Annotated in this window: 24 protein-coding genes; 9 read left to right on the top strand and 15 right to left on the bottom strand. The window is 65.7% G+C overall.

The window, feature by feature from the left end; translation table 11 throughout:
• Positions 1-11: 11 nt before the first annotated feature.
• On the bottom strand, positions 12-626 hold the full coding sequence (locus ACIOU8_RS14150) for a small multidrug efflux protein (RefSeq protein ID WP_400790669.1): 615 nt from the start codon (positions 624-626) through the stop codon (positions 12-14).
• 223 nt (positions 627-849) lie between these two features.
• On the opposite strand from ACIOU8_RS14150, the gene ACIOU8_RS14145 reads away from it, so the two are divergent.
• The gene (locus ACIOU8_RS14145; RefSeq protein ID WP_400790666.1) at positions 850-1,518 is read left to right on the top strand and encodes a GPP34 family phosphoprotein; all 669 of its coding nucleotides are present in this window, start codon (positions 850-852) and stop codon (positions 1,516-1,518) included.
• A gap of 44 nt (positions 1,519-1,562) precedes the next feature.
• On the opposite strand, the gene ACIOU8_RS14140 is transcribed toward ACIOU8_RS14145, so the two are convergent.
• From ACIOU8_RS14140 to ACIOU8_RS14120, 5 genes are all read right to left on the bottom strand, one after another.
• On the bottom strand, positions 1,563-2,291 hold the full coding sequence (locus tag ACIOU8_RS14140) for a MerR family transcriptional regulator (protein WP_400790663.1): 729 nt from the start codon (positions 2,289-2,291) through the stop codon (positions 1,563-1,565).
• Positions 2,292-2,318: 27 nt separating this feature from the next.
• Entirely contained in the window at positions 2,319-2,831 is a 513-nt protein-coding gene (locus ACIOU8_RS14135; protein WP_400790660.1) for a DUF421 domain-containing protein, read from the bottom strand.
• Between the two features lie 101 nt (positions 2,832-2,932).
• Entirely contained in the window at positions 2,933-4,441 is a 1,509-nt protein-coding gene (locus ACIOU8_RS14130; RefSeq protein WP_400790658.1) for a sulfatase, read from the bottom strand.
• Positions 4,442-4,466: 25 nt separating this feature from the next.
• A complete protein-coding gene (locus tag ACIOU8_RS14125) occupies positions 4,467-5,525 on the bottom strand; it encodes a LacI family DNA-binding transcriptional regulator (protein WP_400790656.1) in 1,059 nt (352 codons plus the stop codon).
• Positions 5,526-5,529: 4 nt separating this feature from the next.
• Positions 5,530-6,942, bottom strand: a complete 1,413-nt coding sequence (locus tag ACIOU8_RS14120; RefSeq protein WP_400790654.1) for an MFS transporter — start codon at positions 6,940-6,942, stop codon at positions 5,530-5,532.
• Positions 6,943-7,070: 128 nt separating this feature from the next.
• Here ACIOU8_RS14120 and ACIOU8_RS14115 point away from each other — a divergent pair, with 128 nt between their 5' ends.
• From ACIOU8_RS14115 to ACIOU8_RS14100, 4 genes are all read left to right on the top strand, one after another.
• Positions 7,071-7,427, top strand: a complete 357-nt coding sequence (locus tag ACIOU8_RS14115) for a YidH family protein (RefSeq protein WP_400790652.1) — start codon at positions 7,071-7,073, stop codon at positions 7,425-7,427.
• Positions 7,424-7,771, top strand: a complete 348-nt coding sequence (locus ACIOU8_RS14110; protein ID WP_400790649.1) for a DUF202 domain-containing protein — start codon at positions 7,424-7,426, stop codon at positions 7,769-7,771. Before ACIOU8_RS14115 ends, ACIOU8_RS14110 begins: the two co-directional genes overlap by 4 nt.
• Positions 7,772-7,853: 82 nt before the next feature.
• Complete coding sequence (locus tag ACIOU8_RS14105) at positions 7,854-8,513, top strand: hypothetical protein (RefSeq protein ID WP_400790647.1); 660 nt, start codon at positions 7,854-7,856, stop codon at positions 8,511-8,513.
• A 156-nt stretch (positions 8,514-8,669) separates the two neighbouring features.
• Entirely contained in the window at positions 8,670-9,290 is a 621-nt protein-coding gene (locus tag ACIOU8_RS14100) for a DUF1349 domain-containing protein (protein WP_400790644.1), read from the top strand.
• A 246-nt stretch (positions 9,291-9,536) separates the two neighbouring features.
• On the opposite strand, the gene ACIOU8_RS14095 is transcribed toward ACIOU8_RS14100, so the two are convergent.
• The 4 genes from ACIOU8_RS14095 to ACIOU8_RS14080 are packed head-to-tail and all read right to left on the bottom strand — an operon-like array spanning position 9,537 to position 12,983.
• Positions 9,537-10,742: an ABC transporter permease gene (locus tag ACIOU8_RS14095; RefSeq protein ID WP_400790642.1), complete on the bottom strand. Its 1,206-nt coding sequence runs from the start codon at positions 10,740-10,742 to the stop codon at positions 9,537-9,539.
• Positions 10,739-11,425: an ABC transporter ATP-binding protein gene (locus ACIOU8_RS14090; RefSeq protein ID WP_400790639.1), complete on the bottom strand. Its 687-nt coding sequence runs from the start codon at positions 11,423-11,425 to the stop codon at positions 10,739-10,741. Before ACIOU8_RS14090 ends, ACIOU8_RS14095 begins: the two co-directional genes overlap by 4 nt.
• A gap of 8 nt (positions 11,426-11,433) precedes the next feature.
• Entirely contained in the window at positions 11,434-12,534 is a 1,101-nt protein-coding gene (locus ACIOU8_RS14085) for a peptidoglycan-binding protein (protein WP_400790636.1), read from the bottom strand.
• Entirely contained in the window at positions 12,531-12,983 is a 453-nt protein-coding gene (locus ACIOU8_RS14080; RefSeq protein WP_400790633.1) for a hypothetical protein, read from the bottom strand. Before ACIOU8_RS14080 ends, ACIOU8_RS14085 begins: the two co-directional genes overlap by 4 nt.
• A gap of 143 nt (positions 12,984-13,126) precedes the next feature.
• Between ACIOU8_RS14080 and ACIOU8_RS14075 the strand changes: the two genes are divergently transcribed.
• The 4 genes from ACIOU8_RS14075 (at position 13,127) to ACIOU8_RS14060 (ending at position 15,940) form a co-directional block, all read left to right on the top strand.
• On the top strand, positions 13,127-13,804 hold the full coding sequence (locus ACIOU8_RS14075; RefSeq protein WP_400790630.1) for a response regulator transcription factor: 678 nt from the start codon (positions 13,127-13,129) through the stop codon (positions 13,802-13,804).
• Positions 13,805-13,845: 41 nt separating this feature from the next.
• On the top strand, positions 13,846-15,012 hold the full coding sequence (locus ACIOU8_RS14070; protein WP_400790628.1) for a sensor histidine kinase: 1,167 nt from the start codon (positions 13,846-13,848) through the stop codon (positions 15,010-15,012).
• Between the two features lie 323 nt (positions 15,013-15,335).
• Complete coding sequence (locus tag ACIOU8_RS14065) at positions 15,336-15,647, top strand: ArsR/SmtB family transcription factor (RefSeq protein ID WP_400790626.1); 312 nt, start codon at positions 15,336-15,338, stop codon at positions 15,645-15,647.
• Complete coding sequence (locus ACIOU8_RS14060; protein WP_400790624.1) at positions 15,644-15,940, top strand: hypothetical protein; 297 nt, start codon at positions 15,644-15,646, stop codon at positions 15,938-15,940. The genes ACIOU8_RS14065 and ACIOU8_RS14060 overlap by 4 nt, the downstream gene beginning before the upstream one ends.
• 50 nt (positions 15,941-15,990) lie before the next feature.
• On the opposite strand, the gene ACIOU8_RS14055 is transcribed toward ACIOU8_RS14060, so the two are convergent.
• The 5 genes from ACIOU8_RS14055 to ACIOU8_RS14035 are packed head-to-tail and all read right to left on the bottom strand — an operon-like array spanning position 15,991 to position 20,890.
• Positions 15,991-16,722 (bottom strand): class I SAM-dependent methyltransferase, encoded by a 732-nt coding sequence (locus ACIOU8_RS14055; protein ID WP_400790622.1) that lies wholly within the window; start codon positions 16,720-16,722, stop codon positions 15,991-15,993.
• A 20-nt stretch (positions 16,723-16,742) separates the two neighbouring features.
• On the bottom strand, positions 16,743-18,032 hold the full coding sequence (locus tag ACIOU8_RS14050) for an MFS transporter (RefSeq protein WP_400790620.1): 1,290 nt from the start codon (positions 18,030-18,032) through the stop codon (positions 16,743-16,745).
• Positions 18,029-19,516, bottom strand: a complete 1,488-nt coding sequence (locus ACIOU8_RS14045; RefSeq protein ID WP_400790618.1) for an ATP-binding cassette domain-containing protein — start codon at positions 19,514-19,516, stop codon at positions 18,029-18,031. The genes ACIOU8_RS14050 and ACIOU8_RS14045 overlap by 4 nt, the downstream gene beginning before the upstream one ends.
• Positions 19,513-20,187, bottom strand: coding sequence for an energy-coupling factor transporter transmembrane component T (locus tag ACIOU8_RS14040; protein WP_400790616.1), 675 nt, complete (start codon positions 20,185-20,187; stop codon positions 19,513-19,515). The genes ACIOU8_RS14045 and ACIOU8_RS14040 overlap by 4 nt, the downstream gene beginning before the upstream one ends.
• A 52-nt stretch (positions 20,188-20,239) precedes the next feature.
• Positions 20,240-20,890, bottom strand: coding sequence for an MptD family putative ECF transporter S component (locus tag ACIOU8_RS14035; protein ID WP_400790614.1), 651 nt, complete (start codon positions 20,888-20,890; stop codon positions 20,240-20,242).
• Positions 20,891-20,918 lie beyond the last annotated feature (28 nt).

Below are 20,918 nucleotides of genomic sequence, written 5' to 3'. Positions count from 1 at the left end.
GAGGCGCCGCCTCACCAGCCCAGCAGCGCGAGCAGCCCCGTAGCAGCAGCCGCGACAGCTCCCGTCCACAGCACGATCGCGATGATCTGCCACAGGATGACCCACTCCTTGCGCACGCCTGATGCGACGAAGAAGGCAGCGGTGAGCATCGTCGGAAGGGCGATCGGTGCCAGGATGCTGGCGCCGGGGACGCCGAACCTGACCAGCCAGCGCCGCAGCTTCGTGCGCCCCTTCCCCCGCCGCGTCGTGTCGTCCTCGTCCGCCGTCGCGGACGAGGCGACCGGGTCTGCGTCGGATGCCGTCGCCGTGGCGATCGTCGACGTCGCCGTTCCCGCCCCGCCGCCCTCTGCCGCAGACGAGGCCGCCGCCGATCGTGTCGCGCGACGCGCGACGACGCCGCCGCGGATCCGTGAGCCGAGCAGCACGACTGCGATCACGCAGAGCACGTTGCCGGTGATGGCGGCGAGCGCAGCGACGATCGGGTTGATCCCGGCGATGATGCCGAACGCGGCGGCGCCCTCGCCCTCGATGTACGGCACGGCGGCGACGAGCGCGACCATGATCGGTTGCAGGATCTCGGGAACCTGGTTGATGAAGTCTTGCAACCAGGGATAGGGGTTGTCCATCGGTCGTATCTCCTTCTGTCGGATGCCGCGGACGGGTGCGTGCCGCGGATGTCTGAGAGCAGTCAAGACCGTGTGCCCACGACAGGGTCAAGCGCGGGTTCGCCGCTCGCCCGACCTCCTTGACCCTGTGGTCGGAACAGGGTCTTCACTGTCTGTCTACGGGCGCTCGTGACGACCATGACGACAGGTCGCGGCCGCGACGCCGCAGACCGGAGGCGCACCCATGTCGGAAGAACCGCTGATCGTCGAAGACACCCTGCTGCTGCTCTTCCAGCCCGATTCGGGCACCATCGCCGGAGAGAACATCCTCTTCTACGTGCTCGGCGGTGCCGTGCTGGCCGACCTGGCGCTCGCCGGTCGGGTCGAGGCCGAGGAGCACGGACTCTTCACCCGGGTGCGCGCCGTCGGCGATGATGATGCGCCCGACCCGCTCCTCGCATCGGCGCTGACGTCGCTCACGAAGAAGCCCCAGGACGTCCAGGCGGTTCTCGCCGGCATCGGCCCTCACCTGCGCGGCCCGGTCCTCGACCGTGTCGTCGCGCGCGGTGACCTGCACCGCGCGGAAGGCAAGGTCCTCGGGCTCTTCCCGACGACCAAGCTCACGCTCGCCAGTGAACGTCGCGCCGGCCTCATCCGCAGAGTGCGAGCCGCGCTCATCGACGGCGACGCTCCGGACCCGCGCACCGCAGCGAGCATCGCCCTTTTGTCAGCGAGCGGCACGCTCCCCCAGTTCCACGCGGAGATTCCCTGGGGCAGCGACGTCTACACGCGGGCGAAGCAGCTCGAAGACGGGGACTGGGGTGCTGCGGCGGCCTCGAGCGCCGTGGTGCGCACGATGAACGCCGTCATCATGAACACGGTGATCGCAGCGACCGTGCTCCCGCGTCTGTAGGTCGTGGTGCCCGCAATCGTGGCGCCCGCAATCGTCGCTTCCGTTCAGCCGTCGGCGATCATCGCCAGTGCGATGACATGCGCGCGAGCGATCACATCGAGCTGCGCAGGGTTGTAGAGCGCGGCGATCGACTCCGCGACCGCCTCCCACGTCATCTGCGGTCGCCCCCGGTGATGCGCCAGCGGATCCTGCAGCCACCGATAGGTCGTCAGATCATGGGCGAGTCCGACCGCGTACCTCTCGGCCATGCGGATCCGCGTCTGCTCGTCGGCATCCGGCGGCAGCGCATCGAAATCGCGACGCACGTCGGCCGGATCGGATTCGAGCATCGTCCGGAGGTCCCGCATCGCCTCGTCGTCGTACACCTGCGAGTAGATGAGCATCAGCGACCGTTCGGTGTCGGTGAGTCGTGCGGTGAGGTTCTCGAAACCCCGAGGCAGATCCGTCGTGGTCGCTCCGTCGATGACCGTGCGGATCTCCACGCGAGCCTGCTGCAGACGTTCGATCGTGACGGCGAGCTCAGCGTCGATGTCCTCCAGCGCCGCGAGGGCACGATCGTCACCGGCGGCAACACGATCGATCTGATCGAGGGGAACCCCGAGTTCGCGCAGACGACGGATGCGGAGCAGCTGCACGAGGTGGCTCACCTCATAGCTCTTGTACCCGTTCGACGACCTGCTCGGCTGCTCGAGAAGGCCCACCCGATGATAGTGCCGCACGGTGTTCACCGTGGTTCCGGCGAGGTCAGCGACCTCTCTCGTGCTCCACGCCATGAAGAGCCCCTTTCCTGAGCGGCCGTCTCATGACTCATGCCTGTGACCCGGTAGAGCTGAACCGGCTCCGAGGGAGTCCTTGCCGATCACGCTCAGGGTGCCGTTCGGTTCGAGGATCACCGCGCCGACGAGCGCCGGGTCACCGTACCCTCCGCTGCGGATGGCCTGCATCAGCTGGGACCGCGTGAGCCGACTCCGGAGGACGGCTGTGTCGTCGATGACGCCGTCTGTGACAAGCACTACGGGCGTCGCGGTGACCGCCTTGCGCAGTGCCGACCACCGCACCGCGGTCCACGCCACGAGAAACTGCAGCGCTGTCAACAACGCGAGGGCGAACGCGCCCTCGGTCCACGAGACGTCCTTGCTGAGCAGAATGGTCGCCAAGGTCGACCCGAGTGCGACTGTGACGACGAAGTCGAACGCGTTCATCTGGCTGAGCGTGCGCTTTCCCGTCACGCGCAGAGTGACGATGAGAAAGACATAGGCCGCCGCTCCCACGGCTATCACGCGAAGCACATCGTTCCAGGATTCGAACCACATCGCTGCTCCGTTCTCACGCTGTCGTCGCCGGTCGCTCAGTTCACCATTTCAACACGGCATGGGTCAACACCCTGCCCTGCGGTTCGTCGGCAGTCCTCGTCTCAACTGGCCGAACGGGTGAGCGCGATGTACTCCTGCAGCCGCCCGAACATCTCGTGGTCGTACGGACCCCACTCGGGCCGGGGTGTCTCCGGGCCTACATAGGGCTCGTCGTCGTATCGCTCCTGATACTGGGCGAGCTTGACCTCGAGTTCGGCCTTGATCTGCGCGTACGCGGGGTCACCAGCGACGTTGCGCATCTCCTCGGGATCGGCCTTCAGATCGTAGAGTTCCCATTCCGGCTCGTACACCTCCTCCGATGCTCCCGGCACCCCGAGTCCCGCTCCGTAGAAATAGAGGAGCTTGTACGAGTCCGTGCGGATGCCGTAGTGGGCGGGCGCCGCGTGAATCGGGTCGTCGTGCTCCCAGTAGCGGTAGTACATGGCATCCGGCCAGTCCGCGACCTCTTCGCCACGGAGCAGCGGGGCGAAGCTGCGCCCCTGCGAGGTGGGCAGCGCCTGTGTCGCATCGACACCGCAGATGTCGAGGAACGTGGCTGCGAAATCGACGTTCGTGATGATCGCCTCCGACCGCGACCCCGCCTCGATCGCCGCCGGCCAGCGCATCAGCATCGGCATCTGGAGCGACTGGTCGTACATGAGCCGCTTGTCGAACCATCCATGGTCTCCGAGGAAGAAGCCCTGGTCGGAGGTGTAGACCACCAGGGTGTTCTCGGCGAGCCCCTTCTCCTCGAGGTGATCGAGAAGGCGCCCGACGTTGTCGTCGATCGACTGGATGCACTGCAGATAGTCGCGCATGTAGATCTGGTACTTCCACCGCATCCGAGCCTCCCGATTCTCGGGTCCTCGCAGTTCGTCTGGCATGTCGATCTTGAGGTCGTCACCACCCATGTCGTCGGCGATCGTCATGTGCACGCCCCGGACGGCCTTGCTGCGGCTCGCGTTGTCGTCGAAGAAGGTCTCCGGCTCGGGGATCGTGCCATCCGCGTAGAGATGCGAGTGCTTCGTGTCGGGCACCCAGGGCCGGTGCGGCGCCTTGTGGTGGACCATCATGCAGAACGGCTCGTCGGACTCGAGGCCGTCGATCCACTCGAGCGACAGATCCGTGACGATGTCGGTGGCGTATCCCTCGACGGTCGAGACGCCGTTCTCGTCGATCATCTGCGGGTCCACGTAGTCGCCCTGTCCGGGGAACACCTTCCAGGCATCGAATCCCCGCGGGCGCGATATGCCCTCTTCACCGAGGTGCCACTTGCCGAACATCGCCGTCTTGTACCCGGAGTCATGGAGCACGTCGATGAACGTCGGCACGCGGTAGTCCATCTCCGTCCAGATCGACGAGACGCCGTTCACATGGCTGTATGTGCCCGTCAGGATCGACGCCCGCGACGGGCTGCAGATGGAATTCGTGCAATAGACGGCATCCATCCGCATGCCCTCGTCGGCGATGCGGTCGAGGTGCGGGGTGGTGTTGACCCGGCTGCCGTACGCGGAGATCGCGTGAGCCGCGTGGTCGTCGGACATGATGAAGATGATGTTGGGTTTCGGCATCCTGTTCCTTCGTGGAGGTGTTCGGTCAGTCGAGCGCTGCGAGCGGGTCCGCGGCGCCGGAGTCGAGGGTCGGGGTCAGGAGCACGCGTGTCGGCGAGTCCCTCGACGTGCTGGCATCGATGATGAGGCCGGCGCAGGCTTCTCCCGCTGCCGCGAGCGGCAGGCGGCTGTAGGTGAGGCGCGGCCAGAGACGCGGGTCGAGCGACCCACCGGCGAGCGCCGCGACCCGCATGTGGGGAGCGTTCTGCATGGTCCAGAAATACGCGGGCTCGGCGTCGACGCCCCACGAGCAGACGATCGCCGTCGTGGAGGTCTGCGTGACCTGGTCAAGAGCCGCATCCAGTCGTCCGATGAGCTCCGTGGTGTATTCGAGAGACCGCCGGGGTTCGCGATCCAGACGAGCGAGTGTCTCGTCGGTGATGCCGGTGGAGATCGCCATCACCTCGATGGCGTTCTGCCGAGCCAGCGCCTCGAGCGTATCGACCCTCGTGCGATCCGCTCGCGAGGTCACATCGGGCCGCAGGTGGACGATCTGCGTGACGCCGTCGAGCACGAGGCTCTGCACGAGCAGACGGACACCCTCGGCGTAGTCGAAGTCGACGCTCGACCAGACGTGGGGCGCCCGGGCGGGGCCGCAGTCGAGAGCGACGAAGGGGATGCCGTGCCCGGCGATGTCGACGGCGAGTTCGTGCGGAACCTCGAGATCGTCGTGCCCGATGAACACCAGTCCGTCGAGCAGCCCACCTCGCGCATCGTCGATGCACCGGTCGGCGGACTCTCCGTCGAGCAGCGCGAGATGGAAGCCACGGCGCGCCAGCCCCACGCTGAGCCCCTGAGCGATCTCGGCGTACCGAGGTGTCGTCAAGGGTTTGTTCAGCAGCACGCCGATGGTGCGATTCGAGCGCGCCTGCAGCGACCGCGCCAGGCCGTTGGGGACGTACCCCAGCTCGTGTGCGATGGTGCGGATGCGATTCTTCGTGGCCTCCGCCAGCGGCAGGGTGCTCTTGTCGTTCAGTGCATACGACACCGTCGAGATCGAGACCCCTGCTCTGCGGGCGATGTCCTTCAACGTCGGCCTGCTCATGGCCTCACTCCACCACGACCGCACGGCGGCTGCTGAGCTCGGCACTGTTCCCCTCGACAGTGCGGCGGTCGAGGGGGAACCAGAAGAGCAGGATGAGCGCGACGACCGCATACAGGATGCCGGGCACGAGGGTGGCGATCGTGTAGATGCCCTGCACGGTGCCCGCCGACTGCACGGCACTGCCCGCCTGGTAGCCGATGATCGCCAGGGCGTACCCGCCGAGGCCGCCGGCCAGCGCCAGCCCGAGCTTGCGCGCCCAGGTGTTGATCGCATAGACCGTGCCGTCGTCCCGCTGACCGGTGCGCACCTCCTGGTGGTCGACGACGTCGGTGATGATCGCCCAGACGAGGAGGTTGAACATGCCGACGCCGAAGCCGGCCACGCCGCTGACCGCGATGAACACCCACGGCGAGGTGATGCCGAGGAAGAACAGCACGAGGTAGATCGCCGCGCTCCCGAAGAGCAGGACCACCAGCATCTCCTTCTTGCCGAATCGCCGACCGAGTGAGGCCGCGAACGGCGCCGCGATGAGCGCCGGCAGCACGTTGGCCAGCGCGGCGACTCCCGAGAGCGCGCCGTTGTTGAAGTAGTTCAGCCAGAGGTATGCGCCGACCGAACTGGTGAGGAGCGACGACAGCATCAGCATGAGGTTGCCGCCCATGAGAGAGAGGAGTGCACGGTTGCCGGCGAGCGAGCGCAGCAGCGTGGCGAACGACACCTTCGCTCGGCCTGGCACGGCTCGCACACGCTCTCGCACGAGCGAGAAGCACAGGACGTAGAAGATGAGAGCCGCCGCCGAGAACGCGATGCCGGTCGCGAAGAACGCAGGAGGGAGCACCTGCGACACACCGTCGACGTTCGCGTAGATGAAGAGCGGCGGCACGAGCGCGACGAAGATTCCTGCGAGGTTGGCTCCCACGCCGCGGAAGACCGAGAGCGACGCCCGCTCGGCCGGGACCTCGCTCATCACCGAGGCGAGAGAGCCGTACGAGATGTTGACCATCGTGTAGAAGACGGAACCCCAGAGGATGTACGTGACGGTCGCCCAGATCAGCTTGACGGTGTAGTCCCAGTCTGCGGCGAACGGTGCGTACAGCAGCGCACTCACGACGACCAGCGGAACCGCCGCGCGGATGATCCATGGCCGGAACCGTCCGGCCGCCGACGGCATGTGCCGGTCGAGGAACTGACCCCACCCCACGTCGGTGAACGCATCGAGCAGACGCACCAGCAGGAAGAGCGTGCCCACGTGCGCCGGGTTCAGCCCGAGCACGTTCGTGTAGAAGATCAGCAGGTAGCTCGAAGCCAGGAGGAACAGGAAGTCGTTGCCGAAGTCTCCGAACAGGTATCCGACCTTGTCGCGCCAGCTGAACGGCCTGACGGTGGCGATCGCTTCTGTCGTGCTCGTGAATGTCATGTGGTTCTCCTCGTTGAGAGCGGGCACAGGACGATAACCAGTTCAAACGTTTGAAGGCAAGAGAGTCGCAAAATGTCTCCGAGACGACCGTCCCGGTACTCCCCCACCGACGCCGATACGATGACAGCATGCGACGCTTCCCCACCTCCGTGTACGGCACCGGCGAGGAGCCGGATCCGCGCTTCTCGCTGGCGAACGAACGCACTTTTCTGGCCTGGACGCGCACGGCCCTCGCGCTGATCGCCGGTGGGGTGGCACTCGAGGTGCTCGGCCTCGATCTGCATCCGGGATTCCGACTGGCCGCTTCGCTGGTGCTGATCATCGCGGGGACTGCGGTCGCACCGCTCGCCTGGTGGGAATGGATGCGCACCGAGAGAGCTCTGCGCCAGTCGAAGCCCCTGCCGGGAGCCGTCTCGGCCGTCATCCTGGGGGTCGTCGTCCTCGCCGTCGGCCTGCTCGTCATCGCCGGCGTGGTCTGGCGGTGACCGAGCCGACGCTCTTCGATCCCGGCCTCCAGCCCGAGCGCACCGAGCTGGCCTGGCGACGCTCCGCGCTCGCCATCGCCGTCGGCTCGCTGATCTCGTTGCGGATCCTGCCCGCCGGCCTTCCTGCGTCATTCGCGGCGTTCGGCCTGGTTCCCGGCATCGTCGGTATCCTGGCCGCATGCGCGATCTGGGTCGCCGCACGACGCCGTCAGGTCAGACTGAGCGCGTATCTCACCGGAGCATCGCTGCGTGAACCACACGGTGGCGGCATGCTGCTGTCGCTGACGATGCTCGCGGTTCTGTTCGGGGGCGCCTCGATCCTCTTCGTGCTGATCTCCACGTGATGTGATCGCCGATCAGAGCCGGCATCTGGCAATCCCGTGAGAATCGGCGGGCGATGCGCAGCAGCGCCGTTAGCGTCGAAGGATGGATATCGACACTAGACGACCCCGCGCTCGCAGTGCACGCATCCTCTCTCCCCTGTTCGGGATGGCCGTCACCGGTGCGCTTCTGGCCGGGTGCGCCGCTCCCGCGTCACCGACCCCGACGGTCACGCAGACCGTGATTGCATCCGCCGATCCGGCCCCGAGTTCCTCGCCCAGCGCGTCGCCCAGCGCGTCGGCCGCAGACGTCAGCCCGTCGGGCATCGGAGAGGTCGAGCTGGGCACGCCCTACGACGGGGCAGTGACGGCGGCGGGGGCGACTCCGGTCGAAGCCTGCCCATGGCTCGCGTCCGCTGAGGCCGACGGATACACGCTCATCCTCCAGCGCCCCGAACCCTCGGAACAGGACCCGCCGGTGGTCGACCTCGTGCAGGTGTCCGCCTCGCCCGCCGACCTCGAGGGCGGGTCGCCCGTCGGACCGGTGACGGCCGAGGGGATCGGTGTCGGTTCCCGGGTGGACCAGGCCCTGGCCGCATACCCCGACGCGTCCGAGATCGAGAGCGTCGGCGATCGCCGGTATCTCGCTGTCGAGTCGCAGGCCGGCGCCGGTTCCGTCTTCCTGACCTACACGGCCGGGACCGACACCATCTGGGCGGTGACGGCGACGACGCTCGAAGAGCCGCCGTACGAATCCTGCGGCTGAGCGACGCTACCGATCGGCCGATCTCTGCGAGGCCGATTCAGCTCACCGCTTCCCTGGGCGTAGAGGGCGAGGTAGATCGTTTCGTGGACCACGCGAATCTCCGGCCGGTCGGGGAAGTCCCGCTTGAGCGAGTCCTGACTTTGCCACAATGGTGTGATGAACACTCGAGTCGATCTCCCTGGCGTCCCCTTCCCTCTGCACCCCTCCGAGGACTGGCCGTGGCGAGTAGAGGCAGACAGCGTCCTGGTGACGGCCAAGCCGCACAGCGACTTCTTCGTCGACCCGAGCGGGAGCGGGAGCGTGGCCGCGGAGAGTCAGCTGAACGCGGTCTCGTTGACCGGGCGTCCCGCTGAGGGCGACTTCACTCTGACCGCTCGAGTTCACGTCGACTTCACCGACACGTTCGATGCCGGCGTGCTGATCGTCTGGGCCGACGAAACGCGGTGGGCCAAGCTCTGCTTCGAGTTCTCCCCCGATCGAAAGCCCATGGTCGTATCGGTCGTCACGCGCGGAGTCTCGGACGACGCGAACGCGTTCGTCGTCGAGGGCGACGAGGTCTGGCTGCGCATCGCACGCATCGGAACGGTCTACGCCTTCCACGCATCGGTCGACGGCAGACGGTGGGACTTCGTGCGAGGGTTCGCGCTGGGGGCCGAAGAACAGGAGGTCGCTGTCGGGCTCGAGGCGCAGAGCCCCATGGGAAACGGCTGCGACGTGCGGTTCGACGCCGTCGCGTACACGGCGGCGACGCTCGGCGACCTTCGCGACGGCTCCTGACGAGCACCCGAGAGGGAGCACCTTCGTCGCTACCTTCGACAGGAGACGACGGCGGCCGGAATCGGCCGCCGTCCGTCTCACCATCCTGCGAACTGTCGCAGTGCTCCGGTCATGGACTCGGACTCGCTGGAGTCCACCTGCCACAGCCTGTTCGGTAGCGTCAGGTTTCTCGCAGACACAGCCTTGCGATTCTTCGATACTTCACGAGACTGCTTCCGGTAGTCGGACGGCAGCTATCCAACTCACTCAGGCACTTGCCAGCGCCGCGTTGGGCGGCGTTCGTGCCGCTCGCATGGCCGGGTAGAGGCCAGCGACGGCGCCGACGCATACGGTGGACCCCACAGCGACGAGAACCACGAGCGGGGGAATCTCGACTGGCCATCCGGCCAACCGTGCAGCGACGACGGTGGCCACGGCCCCGATTAGTGCGCCCGCGCACCCTCCCAGTAGAGAGAGGATCAGCGACTCGAGAAGGAACTGAGTTCTGATGTGGCCGCGCTTTGCTCCGAGTGCGCGGCGAAGTCCGATCTCTCGGCGGCGTTCGATCACCGCGATGATCATCGTGTTGGCCACTCCGATTCCTCCGACCGCCAACCCGAGACTACCGAGCCCGACAAGGAGTCCGGTGAACGCAGACTCGGTCGCCTGCTGTGCCGATAGTGCGTCGGAGGGTCGCGATACCTTCACGCCGCTGGGGTCTTGCGGGGAGATCGTCGCGGCCAGGCGGCCCGCGACGCGTGTGACTGTTTCGTTTGTCGACCGCTCGTAGAGTTTGGTCGGCTTCCCGGACCACCCGAATGTCGTTCGGGCGATCTCCGGCCCGATGAGCGCCATCGTGTCGATCTCTGGAGCGAGTGCGACAGGCCCCAGCACCCCTGCGACTCGGAACTGATGCCCACCGACCTGGATGAGATCGCCGGCTCTCTGAATGCCGAGGCGCTCTGCGGCCTTGGATCCGAGCACGACGGCCGGTGTGGTGGCCGTCGCGTCGTTCAGCCAGCGTCCATCGATCACGGAGGCACCGACGACCTGCGGAAGCGTCGACTCCGCTACGGCGATCTGGATACCCTGGTTGGAGTTCCGGTCGATGAACTCGCTTCGGAACACGTCCCCGCGGAGCACGGCGATACTCGACGCCGCAGTCACGCCCGGCAGGCGCAGTACCTGCGACACGCTGTACTCGGGGAGGGTGGTCTGCTGCCCGAGCAGATTGCGCCCTGCCTCCGCGGTGAGCATGTTGGTTCCGAGCTCGGAGAGCTGCTGATTGACACGCGCCTGACTCGACGAGGTGATCCCGAGCACCGCAACCATCGCCGCGATGCCGATGGCGATCCCCAAAGCAGATAGCACTGCACGAATCGGCCTCGTCTTCACTCCCGCCATGCCGAGCGCGAGTGCATCCGTCGCCCGCAATCGGGACGGGCGCAACTCCTCGGTGCTCACATTGATCATGCGATCGCCTCTTTCTTCCATGCCGTGTCGGCGATGATGGAGCCGTCGAGGATCTCGATTCGACGGTCGAAGCTCGCCGCAAGCTCCGTATTGTGAGTGATCATGACGATCGTGGTGCCCGCGTCGTTGAGACTTCGGAGCAGCTCGATCACCGCGTCGCCCGAACGACTGTCGAGATTTCCAGTTGGTTCGTCAGCGAGGATCAGCGGAGCGCCGCCGACCAGCGCACGCGCCACCGCCACCCGTTGCCGCTCTCCCCCTGACAGCTGGTGCGGCTTGTGATGAATGCGATGCCCCAGCCCGACGCGTTCGAGCATCTCGACTGCCCGGCGACGTCGTTCCGCACGGGATACGCCCTGATAGAGGAGCCCGTCGGCGACGTTGTCGCGCGTGCTTGCTCCGTCCGTCAGGTGGAACTGCTGGAACACGAACCCGATGCGACGCGCCCGCACAGCGCTCAGCTCCGCATCGGACATGTCATCAACACGGTATCCATCGATCTGCACGCTGCCGGCCGTGGGCCTGTCAAGTACGCCAATGAGGTTGAGGAGCGTCGATTTCCCCGAGCCGGACGGCCCGACGATTGCCACCAGCTCCCCGCGCTCGACCGTGAGGTCGACCTTCCTGCACGCGTAGACAGCCGGGTGGCCGTAGGAGCGCTCAACATCCCGCAGGTCGATCATCGGCGTACTCACGATGCACCGGAGATGATGGTGAGACCCTCGCGCACGCCATCCCCCGAGATCTCGATGTTCCCCGTGGCGCGCACCCCTGTCTTCACCGGCAGTTCGGTGATCGATCCGTCCTTCTGGACGAGCTGCACGCCGATCTTGTTGCCATCGAGTCCGATCAGTGACGTCACTGGGACGTAGTAGACGCCCTCGTGCTTCTTACCGAAGAGGGTGGCGGTCACCGAGACGTTGTCGATGTTCGCCGTAGCCGCCGCATCGGCCAGCGACACGGTCACCGGCACGATCGTCTTGTCGGCGCCATCAGCACCCTTCGCCGTCGTGGGGGGATCGATCCGCTCGACGACGCCAACCGCCTGGGTCCCGTCGGGCAGCTGAACCGAGGCCGTGCCACCTACGTCGATCTGTGAGACGTCCGCAGGGTTGAGCTGGATAGAGATCCGCTTGTCGAGCGAACTCGCCGTTGCTACGCCCTGTGTAGACCCGACGCGGTCGCCGACTTTCGCTTCGGTGCTGGCGACCCGCTGCGGTCCGCTGCGGAAAGTGATGATGCCGAGCGAGATCGTGCCGGTCTGCTCCTGACCGGTGGCCTTCTGCCACGCCCGAATGGCCTGGGTCGTCGCCCAGCGGAAGTTCTCGTCGGGTGCGTCGCTAAAGAAGCCGAGGGCCGCGAGGTTCTCTTCCAACTGCCGCACGTCCGGCCCCGAACCCATGTCCGCCTCATAGCTGCGCCACGCGGGAAGGGCCCCGAACATGAGGAATGTGGGCAGATTATCGACCCGCGACAGCACCCCGCCGCGATCGATCGTCGAACCGATCGCCGCCAACTCTGTCAACACGCCGTCCCGTCCAGCGACTATCGGTACACGATCCGCATACGCGAAGGTCCCGGCCGCGATGATCTCGCCCTGAAGCGTTCCCTTCATCACCGCCGTGGTGGCAGCCGTCGGCTTTGCCGCGGGAGAATCGTCGCGCGAAGTGACCGCCGACCACACCAGCCCGCCGCCGACCACTAGTGACAACAGGACGGCAGCAGCGACGGTGGCCCGTCGAGCGTATGACCGGCGTGAACGGGTCGCGGAGGCGATACCAGACTCGCTCATTCCCCGCTCCCTTCGAAGACCGCCGCGCACTTGTTGGCGAGTTCAGCAGGAAGGTCGTTCGGAAATGGTGCTGGCTCTCCCGGCTTTGGGTCGGCGATGTCGATTCCACCTTCTCGGAGGCAGGCGATGTAGGCCGCGTTCTGGCGCTCGTAGGTGGCGTCATCGGGCTGTCCTGGCGGAGTCCCGAGCTCCTCCATGCACCCTTGCAGCGCTGTCTGTGCTGCCTCGCCCTCGGGGAGCACGAACCCGCCATCCTTCGAGTCGGGAAGTGTGATGCCCGACTTCGCGATGCACGCCTCGAACGCCGCGTTGTAGTCCGCCTGGGTCGCGAATCGCTCCGTCGGAGTGGGATCAGTCGGTTCCGTTGCGCTGCATCCGACGAGCGCTCCCGCTATGAGCAGGAAGCTAGCTATCGGGGCAAACGCCCGGCGCTTGGATGATGCGATCATGTGAAGTCCCTTCATCGAGTCGAGGCCGTGGGTGTCCTCGAAGGTGCTTCCAGCGAAACAGCACGACCGTTCGGCGGCGGTAAGCGGATCCCTTTACCTTTTCCCAACCACATCTGTGGTCAGATGAACGCCAGGAGGAAGCCATGCGAGTACTGATCGTTGAAGACGAACCACTCTTGGCGAACGCGATCCGACGCGGACTGCGAAACGCCGCCATCGCGGCCGACATCGCTGGCGACGGCGCAGCGGCCTTGGAGTTTCTCGACCGAATCGACGTAGACGTGGTCCTGCTCGATCGAGACCTGCCTGTCATCTCGGGCGACGACGTGTGCCGTCGTCTGATCGAGACCGGGAATCGCGCACGCATTCTCATGTTGACCGCCGCCCGACGTCTCGACGACCGAGTGGGAGGCTTCGAGCTCGGAGCAGACGACTATCTTTCTAAGCCGTTCGAGTTCCCTGAGCTGGTCGCTCGAGTAAGGGCTTTGGCCCGCCGCGCGGAACCGGTCCGTCCACCTCGATGGGAGGCCCTCGGCGTCACGATCGATGTGGGGCGCCGCGAGGTCTATCGCGCCGGCCGCTATGTGCGGCTGAGCCCCAAGGAGTTCGCTGTGCTCCGAGAACTGATGCAAATCCCTGGCGATGTGCTCAGCGCCGAGGACCTCCTGGCGCGGGCATGGGACGAGCAAGCGGATCCGTTCACAAGCACCATCAAGGTGACGATCTCATCCCTCCGCCGAAAACTGGGAGACCCTCCTGTGATCCAAACACGCTCGGGCTTCGGCTACGTCTTCCAAGCACCAGACACGGACCTCCCGTGACCGCCCCGTCGTATCGACGACGACCCGGGCTTCGCGCACGGTTGACCATCATCTTCGCCGGACTCGTCACAGGCTCCGTCGCTCTCGCAGCAATCGTGGTCTACGTGCTGATCCGGATCATTCCGACCGGGATCTACCCGATCACCGATGTCATCCCCGAGACCATCGAATCCCCACTACCCGAAAGCGCCGATCCCAACGCGCCGCTTGTGACCGCCCCCGCGCCGTTCGATGCCAACTCGACAGTGGTCCTGAACTTCACCGACATTCTCTGGGTACTGCTCATCGTCCTGCTCCTTACGTCGATCGTCATGGCTGCAGGCGCGGCGGGAGTCGGCTGGATCGTGGCAGGACGCGTGCTTCGACCGCTGCAGTCGATCGACGAGGTGGCCCGACGTGTCGCGAAGGGGGACCTTAGTCGCCGGGTCGAGGTGTCAGAAGCAAGCAACGAGATCGACAACCTCGGCGTCACCCTCAACCGCATGCTCGATGCCCTGCAACGATCCGTCGACGCACACTCACGCTTCGCCGCCAATGTGTCGCACGAACTGCGCACGCCGATCTCGATCGCCCAAACCATGATAGATGTGACCTTGAGTGACGATTCTGCTGATACATCGGAACTGCGACAACTCGCGCTGGACCTCCGGGGCCTCAACACCAGGAGTCTGCGAACTGTCGACGCACTCCTCGACCTCGCCGATGCCGAGAACAGCTCACCACCCGCCACACGAGTCGACCTCACCGCACTAACCGCGACCGTCGTCGGGGCCGCCGAGCCAACCGCCCACAGCGCCGACATCACCATCCACCGGTCGGGAGAATCGGAAGCCTACGCTGACGTCCCAGAAGCGCTCATTCAACAAGCCGTGGACAACATCGTTCGCAACGCCGTACGCCACAACCATCCTGGAGGGGAAGTCTGGGTGAACGTCACCGACGGGGGAAGCCGTGTGCACGTTTCAGTAGCGAACACCGGGCCCGTCCTCGACCCCGAGAAGATCCCCACACTAACCGAGCCGTTCGTAAGAGGTACCGAGCGAGTCCAAGGCCCCGACGCCGGCCGAGGACTCGGACTCGCCATCGTCCACGCCATCGCACAGCAGGCCAAAGCCGATCTGACGATCAAAGCGCGCCCCGAGGGCGGACTCACGGTTACACTCACGCTCAACTCCGCAGACAGGCAACGCGCAGGCGACCCCTCATGATGCGGCGTCCACCAAGCGAGCGGGTGATCCGTTCATTCTCAAGTCCATCACTTTCGTGCGGCATGGATCGACTGCCCGCCACTAAATCTCTGCGACTGCGGATGGTCGAATTCTCGGTACTCGTAGTTCCGAAGGAAGGTGCAGTAGAACGCTACCGAGACGTTGCCGTCTGCCGACACCCACCGCGTTGACGGGGCGAGCGACCTCTTGAACCCGTGGGGTCAGGTCGGCGTGCGCTGGCCAGCGAAATGAGACGACACGAGAACTGTTCTCAACAGTATAAACATATTGCGATTTATTTATGTGTGTGGTGAGCTAAACACATGGAGACAGAAGCAGGCCTGGAAGCTACCGCGGCACTTTTCAAAGTGCTGGGGTCGCCGTCGAGGCTTCTGCTTCTGCGTCTGCTCGCGACCGAGCCAGCCACGGTCGGCGCGTTGGCCGTGCGAAGCGGGATGTCGCAGCCGTTGGTGTCGCAGCACTTGAAGACGTTGCGTCAGGCGGGCATCATCACGGTCTCCCGCACGGGTCGCGAGGCTGCGTATCAGCTGGCTGACCATCACATCGCGCACGTTGTCGACGACGCGATCGCCCATGTCCTCGAAGACACAACCCCCAAGGAAGAAGCATCATGAGCACTACCGATATCCACGCCGAGCACACCATCACCGAGCACCAGCATGGCTCGGACTGCGGCCATGAGGCCGTGCAGCACGACGACCACACGGACTACGTTCATGGCACCCATCACCATGCCTTGCACGGGGACCACTACGACGAGCACGAAGCCGTCGCGGAGCACACCGTCGACGACCACGCCCACGGCGCCGACTGCGGGCACGAGACAGTCGAGCACGGGGACCACGTCGACTTCGTCCACGACGGACACAAGCACGCCGCACACGGCGAGCACTACGACGAGCACTGACTCATCGAAGATGAGGAGGACCGGCGGATCTCCGCCGGTCCTCCTTTTTTTCAGGCCCGTCGGATGAGCGCGATTCCCGGCTCGATGGCTTGTATCGCGAGCCGGGTACCTGCGAGCTCTGCTCCGAGTTGCTGAGCGGATAGTACGTGCCACCGGCCGGTGTAGGTTTCTGCACGCAGCCGGGTTGTGCCATCCCACACCTCATATCGAGTCGAGAAAGAACCGGTCTCCCCGCTTTCAAGATAGGTAGCGCGGTACTCGTATGAGCCGATCGAGCGGGCTTCGGAGATCTCGGCGATGCGGCTGCCACGGGTGGAGCCGGCGGGTTCTTGGGTGGTGACGAGGCAGGTCCCGGTCTCGCTCAGGTGCGCGGCGAGCCAGGCGAAAAGGGCATGACGCTCATCGACGTCGAGGTGACCCAGCATGTTTGCGCAAACGACTCCATCGATCCGCTCGGGAAGGTCCCGAAGTGATGCAGGTGCTGGTCCAGCCAGAATGGTGACGCGCTCGCACAGTTCCGGGTCGTCGGCGATGCGCGCGGTGAGCGTCGCGCGCATGACGAGGCTTGGTTCCAGCGCCCAGATCTGGGTGTCGGATACGGCGGCGAGTGTTCTGACGCCGAGCCCTGTTCCTGCGCCGATTTCAGCGACAGCTGCGGAACGATCGAGGTGGCCGAACACTGTCTGCATGTGGGGTCGCAGTCGAGCCCACGTCGGTTCCATGAAGAGGTCGTGGAACTCGCCGAGCCTTTCGTAGACGGTCTCTTCGTGCTGCGTCGGCATCGAGTCGTGCGTGGACGTGGTCATGACTGATCCGTTTCTCTCAGTACGTGGGTGGGATAGTCATCGCTCGACGACGCCTGAGACGGGAGGCGTCGAAATCGAGGATGGGCGAGGACGAAGAGTGTGACGATGAGCATGATCGCGGCGGCGGTGATGACGGGCAACGGCGCCCAGACGCCATAGAGCGCGGTACCGGCCGTAGGGGCGATGACGAAAGTGAGCCCGGTGGTCGCACCGACGATTCCGGCGAGACCGCCCTGCTCCTCTCTGCCGACCACGAGGGTGGGGCCGGCGGTGTACCCGGGCATCGCGATGCCCAGACCGAGTCCGACCATCAGGATGGCGGCGAACAGCAGCACGGGACCTGCGTCGATGATCAACAGCAGGAAGCCCGTCAGTGCGATCACGCCGCCGACGCGTAGCAGCGTCACCGGGTTCCAACCGCTGCGAGGGACGATGACGGTCTGCGCGAGGACCATGCCGACGCCCGCGGCCAGGAGCGCGCCGCCGGTGACTAGGCCGGTGGTTGCTGCGTCGAGTCCGAGACGGTCCTGGACGATGAACCCGGTGATGACCTGGATGAACCCGAGTGCGGTGAACATTCCGAATCCGGCGAGCAGGAAGGGCCACACGCGCGAGTCGAGCGGACTGATGCGTACCGGTGTCTGAATGAGTTCGTGGCGAGGTTCACGGCGAAGTCGGAAGGCGATGAGAGCGAGGCCGGCAGAAAGAAGGATGGGGACGGCGATGAGCGGGCTGACGAGCCCGAATGCCGAGAGGAGTCCGCCGACGATCGAGCCGCCGATCATCGCGATGCCCTGCACGGCGCCGACCGCGGCCATGCCCTTCACTCGAGTGCTCTCATCGGTCGTGACGTCGGCGATGTAGGCCTGTGCGGTAGGCGGCACTGCGGCGATCGCGGTGCCGAAACCGATCCCGCGCAGCACGACGAAGAGGACGAAGAGGAGTGTTCCGGTGATCACGCCGGTCATGCCGAGCCAGGCCAGCAGTGCGAACAGTGCCATGGTGACCACCGCGAGGCAGAAGGCGGCGACGAGCACGGGCTTGCGACCCCAGGATTGGGAGCGGCGTCCCCAGAACTGGCTGGTGAGGACGATCATGATTGCAGCCGCGCTGATGGTGACCCCGATCTGCCATTCGGCAAGTCCCACCTCGCGTGATAGGGGTGCGATGATCGGGTTGAGTGTCATCTGCCCGAGGTAGATGAGGAATACGGCTCCCAGCAGCAGTGGAATCTGCGGGCGCGATGTCGTCTGTCCTGTTGCCGTTTCGGCGATCGGCGACGTCATCTGGTCTCCTTCGAAGACATGCTCTGTGTGGCCTCCGCGACAACGCCGGACACTGGCTCGGGGACGGCAGAGGTGAGGGTGAGTTGGCGGTCGGCGGCGAGAGCGAGGAGGTCGTCGTCATGGCTGATGAGCAGGACGATGGATCCGTCCTCGGCGACCCGGCGGATCTGGTCGGAGATGGACTGCAGGTGGCGGCGATCAACCCCGGAGCTGGGCTCATCGAAGACGACGATTCTGCGGCCGGCGACGCGGACGGCCGCGACGACGAGCCGCTGCTGCTGACCGCCGGACAGAGACAGCGGATGCCGTTCGGCGAGATCAGCGAGGTCGAGGGCCGCGAGGATCCCCTCCGTCTGAGGTGCGCGGGTGTGGAGGGCGGCGAGGTCGATCTCGGCATGAACGCTGTCAGTGAACAGTTGTCGCTGCACGTCTTGCATGACGATCGCGCTCGCCCGCTGCCGAGCCCTTGCACCCAGCGCTTTTCCGTCGAGACGCACGACGCCGGTGCTGCGCTGCAGCCCGGTCACGATCCGGGCGAGGGTGGATTTTCCTGCACCGTTGACACCCCTTATCGCGGTGACGGTGCCCGCGGCGAAAGCGATCCGGTCGATGTCAAGCACGACGCGTCCGCCGAGGCGACAGCGGATCGCCTCCAGTTCGAGCTGACCTTCCGGGACATCGGATGCGTCGATACCGCCGGCGATGCTCGGCCCCGCGGCCGGGAGGACGGGCAGCTGGACCGCGGCCACGACTCCCCGCAGCCCTTCCCGCGCAAGCTCGTCATCCGGCACTGCACGGAACTGAGCGGCGGTCCATTCGACGTCGATCGCCCCGTCGCGCATGACGATCACACGGTCGACGAGATCCTCCAGGTAGCGAAGACGGTGCTCGGCGACGACGATCGTCACTCCCCTGGCTTTGAGCTCTGCCAGGGTGGCCGTCAACCTGCGCACGGCGTCGGCCGACAGGTTGGAGCTGGGCTCGTCGAGCAGGAGGAGGTGGGGACGATGCGCGGTCGCGGCGGTGATCGCGACTTGCTGCTGCTGCCCTCCGGACAGATCCCGTAGCCGCTGCCCGACCGGCACCCCCTCGGAGAGGTCGGCGACCGCTGTGGTGACTCTGTTGCGGATTTCCTCGGGTGCGACGCCGAAGTTCTCCATCGCGAAGGCGACCTCTTCCGGGACGCTGTCGGTGAAGAACTGACGCCGGGGATGCTGCAGCACCGTTCCGGTGAGGAGGCCGATCGCATCGAGCTCCGTGTCAGCGGTGATCATCCCGCCAACGGTGACAGTGCCGGTGAGCGTGCCGTCGTCGTGGAAATGCGGGACGAGACCGTTCATGAGCCGCAGGGCAGTGGATTTGCCGGATCCTGACGCGCCGCACAGGATGACGAACTCGCCAGCGGAGATCTGCAGGTCGAGGTTCCGCAGGCTCGACTGTTCGGCGTGGGGGTATGTCCAGTTGGTGTGTTCGATACGGATCATGTCAGCAGCGCCGGAAGGATCAGGGCCGCCGTGGCGAGCACGGCGACAGCGAGGACGAGAAGGAGGTCGGCAGTTCCCAAGCGCGGCGGGTGCATGGCCGTGGGGACGCGGTGAGAGCCGAGCCCGCGGAGAACGGCGGAGGCCGAGAGGTCTTCGCTGGCGCGCAGGCTCGCGGCGATCATCGGCACTGTGAACCGCTCCAGGGTGAGGACTGGGTGGCGCAGCAACCCGTTCGCCCCTGCGAGCCCCCGCAACCGCATCGCATCCATCACCGACGCGGCCTCGGCGCTCACCACAGGGAAGAACCGCAGCATGACAGCGAGGGTCACCGAGACCGGACGTGGAATCCGCCAGGCGCGCAATGCCGAGGCGAGCTGAGTCGGGGAGGTCGTCCCGATCAGGTGCATACCGATGCCGATAGCGGCGACGAACCGGATCAGGTAGATGCACACGATCGCGACGATCGCGGTGAACGCGTTCGGCCACCAGAGTGGCAGCACCCAGCCCAGCGCCCACATCACGATCGCGGTCGCCGTCAGCCCGACCGCGCGCGTCCATTCTCGTTCTGACAGTGCGAGCCCGACTCCCAGGAGCAGGACGAATGGGACGAAGCGCAGCCCGCCGGGACTCATCACAGCGATGCTGCAGGCCAGCACCAGCAGAATCTTCATCCGAGGATCCAGACTGCCCTGGCGCGGCGTGCCGGCCGTGGGGGGTTCGCTCTCAGGCAAGGCCGGCTTTCTGGAAGTGCTTGCCGAGCATTCTGGTGCCCAGCAACCCGCCGAGGAATCCGCACACGACGGTCGCGACGACCATTCCGAGGACCATCGGCGCCGAGACGAGTTGATCGAAAGCGGCGACGTACTCCGGACCCATGCCCTCCATGCTCGACGAGTGCAGGTAGGCGTCGCGGTCGAGGAAGAACGGGACCCAGGGACCGACGGACCACGCGGTGAACACCGTATAGGCCCAGATCGTCGCCCACTTCGACCGGTAGTCGCCAGCCCACAGAATCAGTTCGGCGAGGGCGGACACTCCGATCGTGACGAGCGTGCTCTGCCACGGCTGCCCCATCATGAGGTACAGGAGCGCCACCACGAGACCGAAAAGAGCCGCCATGCCCGCATGCCGGACGCGGGTGAGGAACAGCATGTAGGGGATGCCTGCAGCGATGGCGGACAGTGGCAGGGTGAGCAGCATCACGACGGGGCTGATGATGCCCAGCATCGCGATCGTGAACACGATCACGAAGTAGATGACGGCGAAGATCGCGACGTTGAGCAGATCTCGGGCGGAGAATCGCACAGAGAATGGCGATCGAGCCTTCACTCGAGCGGGCGTTGCTGTGGGGGACGACAGGGTGTGGTCGGTCATCGAATCGGGTCCTTTCGGGGTGGGTGCT

Origin of the sequence: Microbacterium sp. NPDC087589, assembly GCF_044743635.1 — a bacterium.
GTDB lineage: Bacteria > Actinomycetota > Actinomycetes > Actinomycetales > Microbacteriaceae > Microbacterium.
This window is presented reverse-complemented; position numbering and strand designations above follow the sequence as displayed.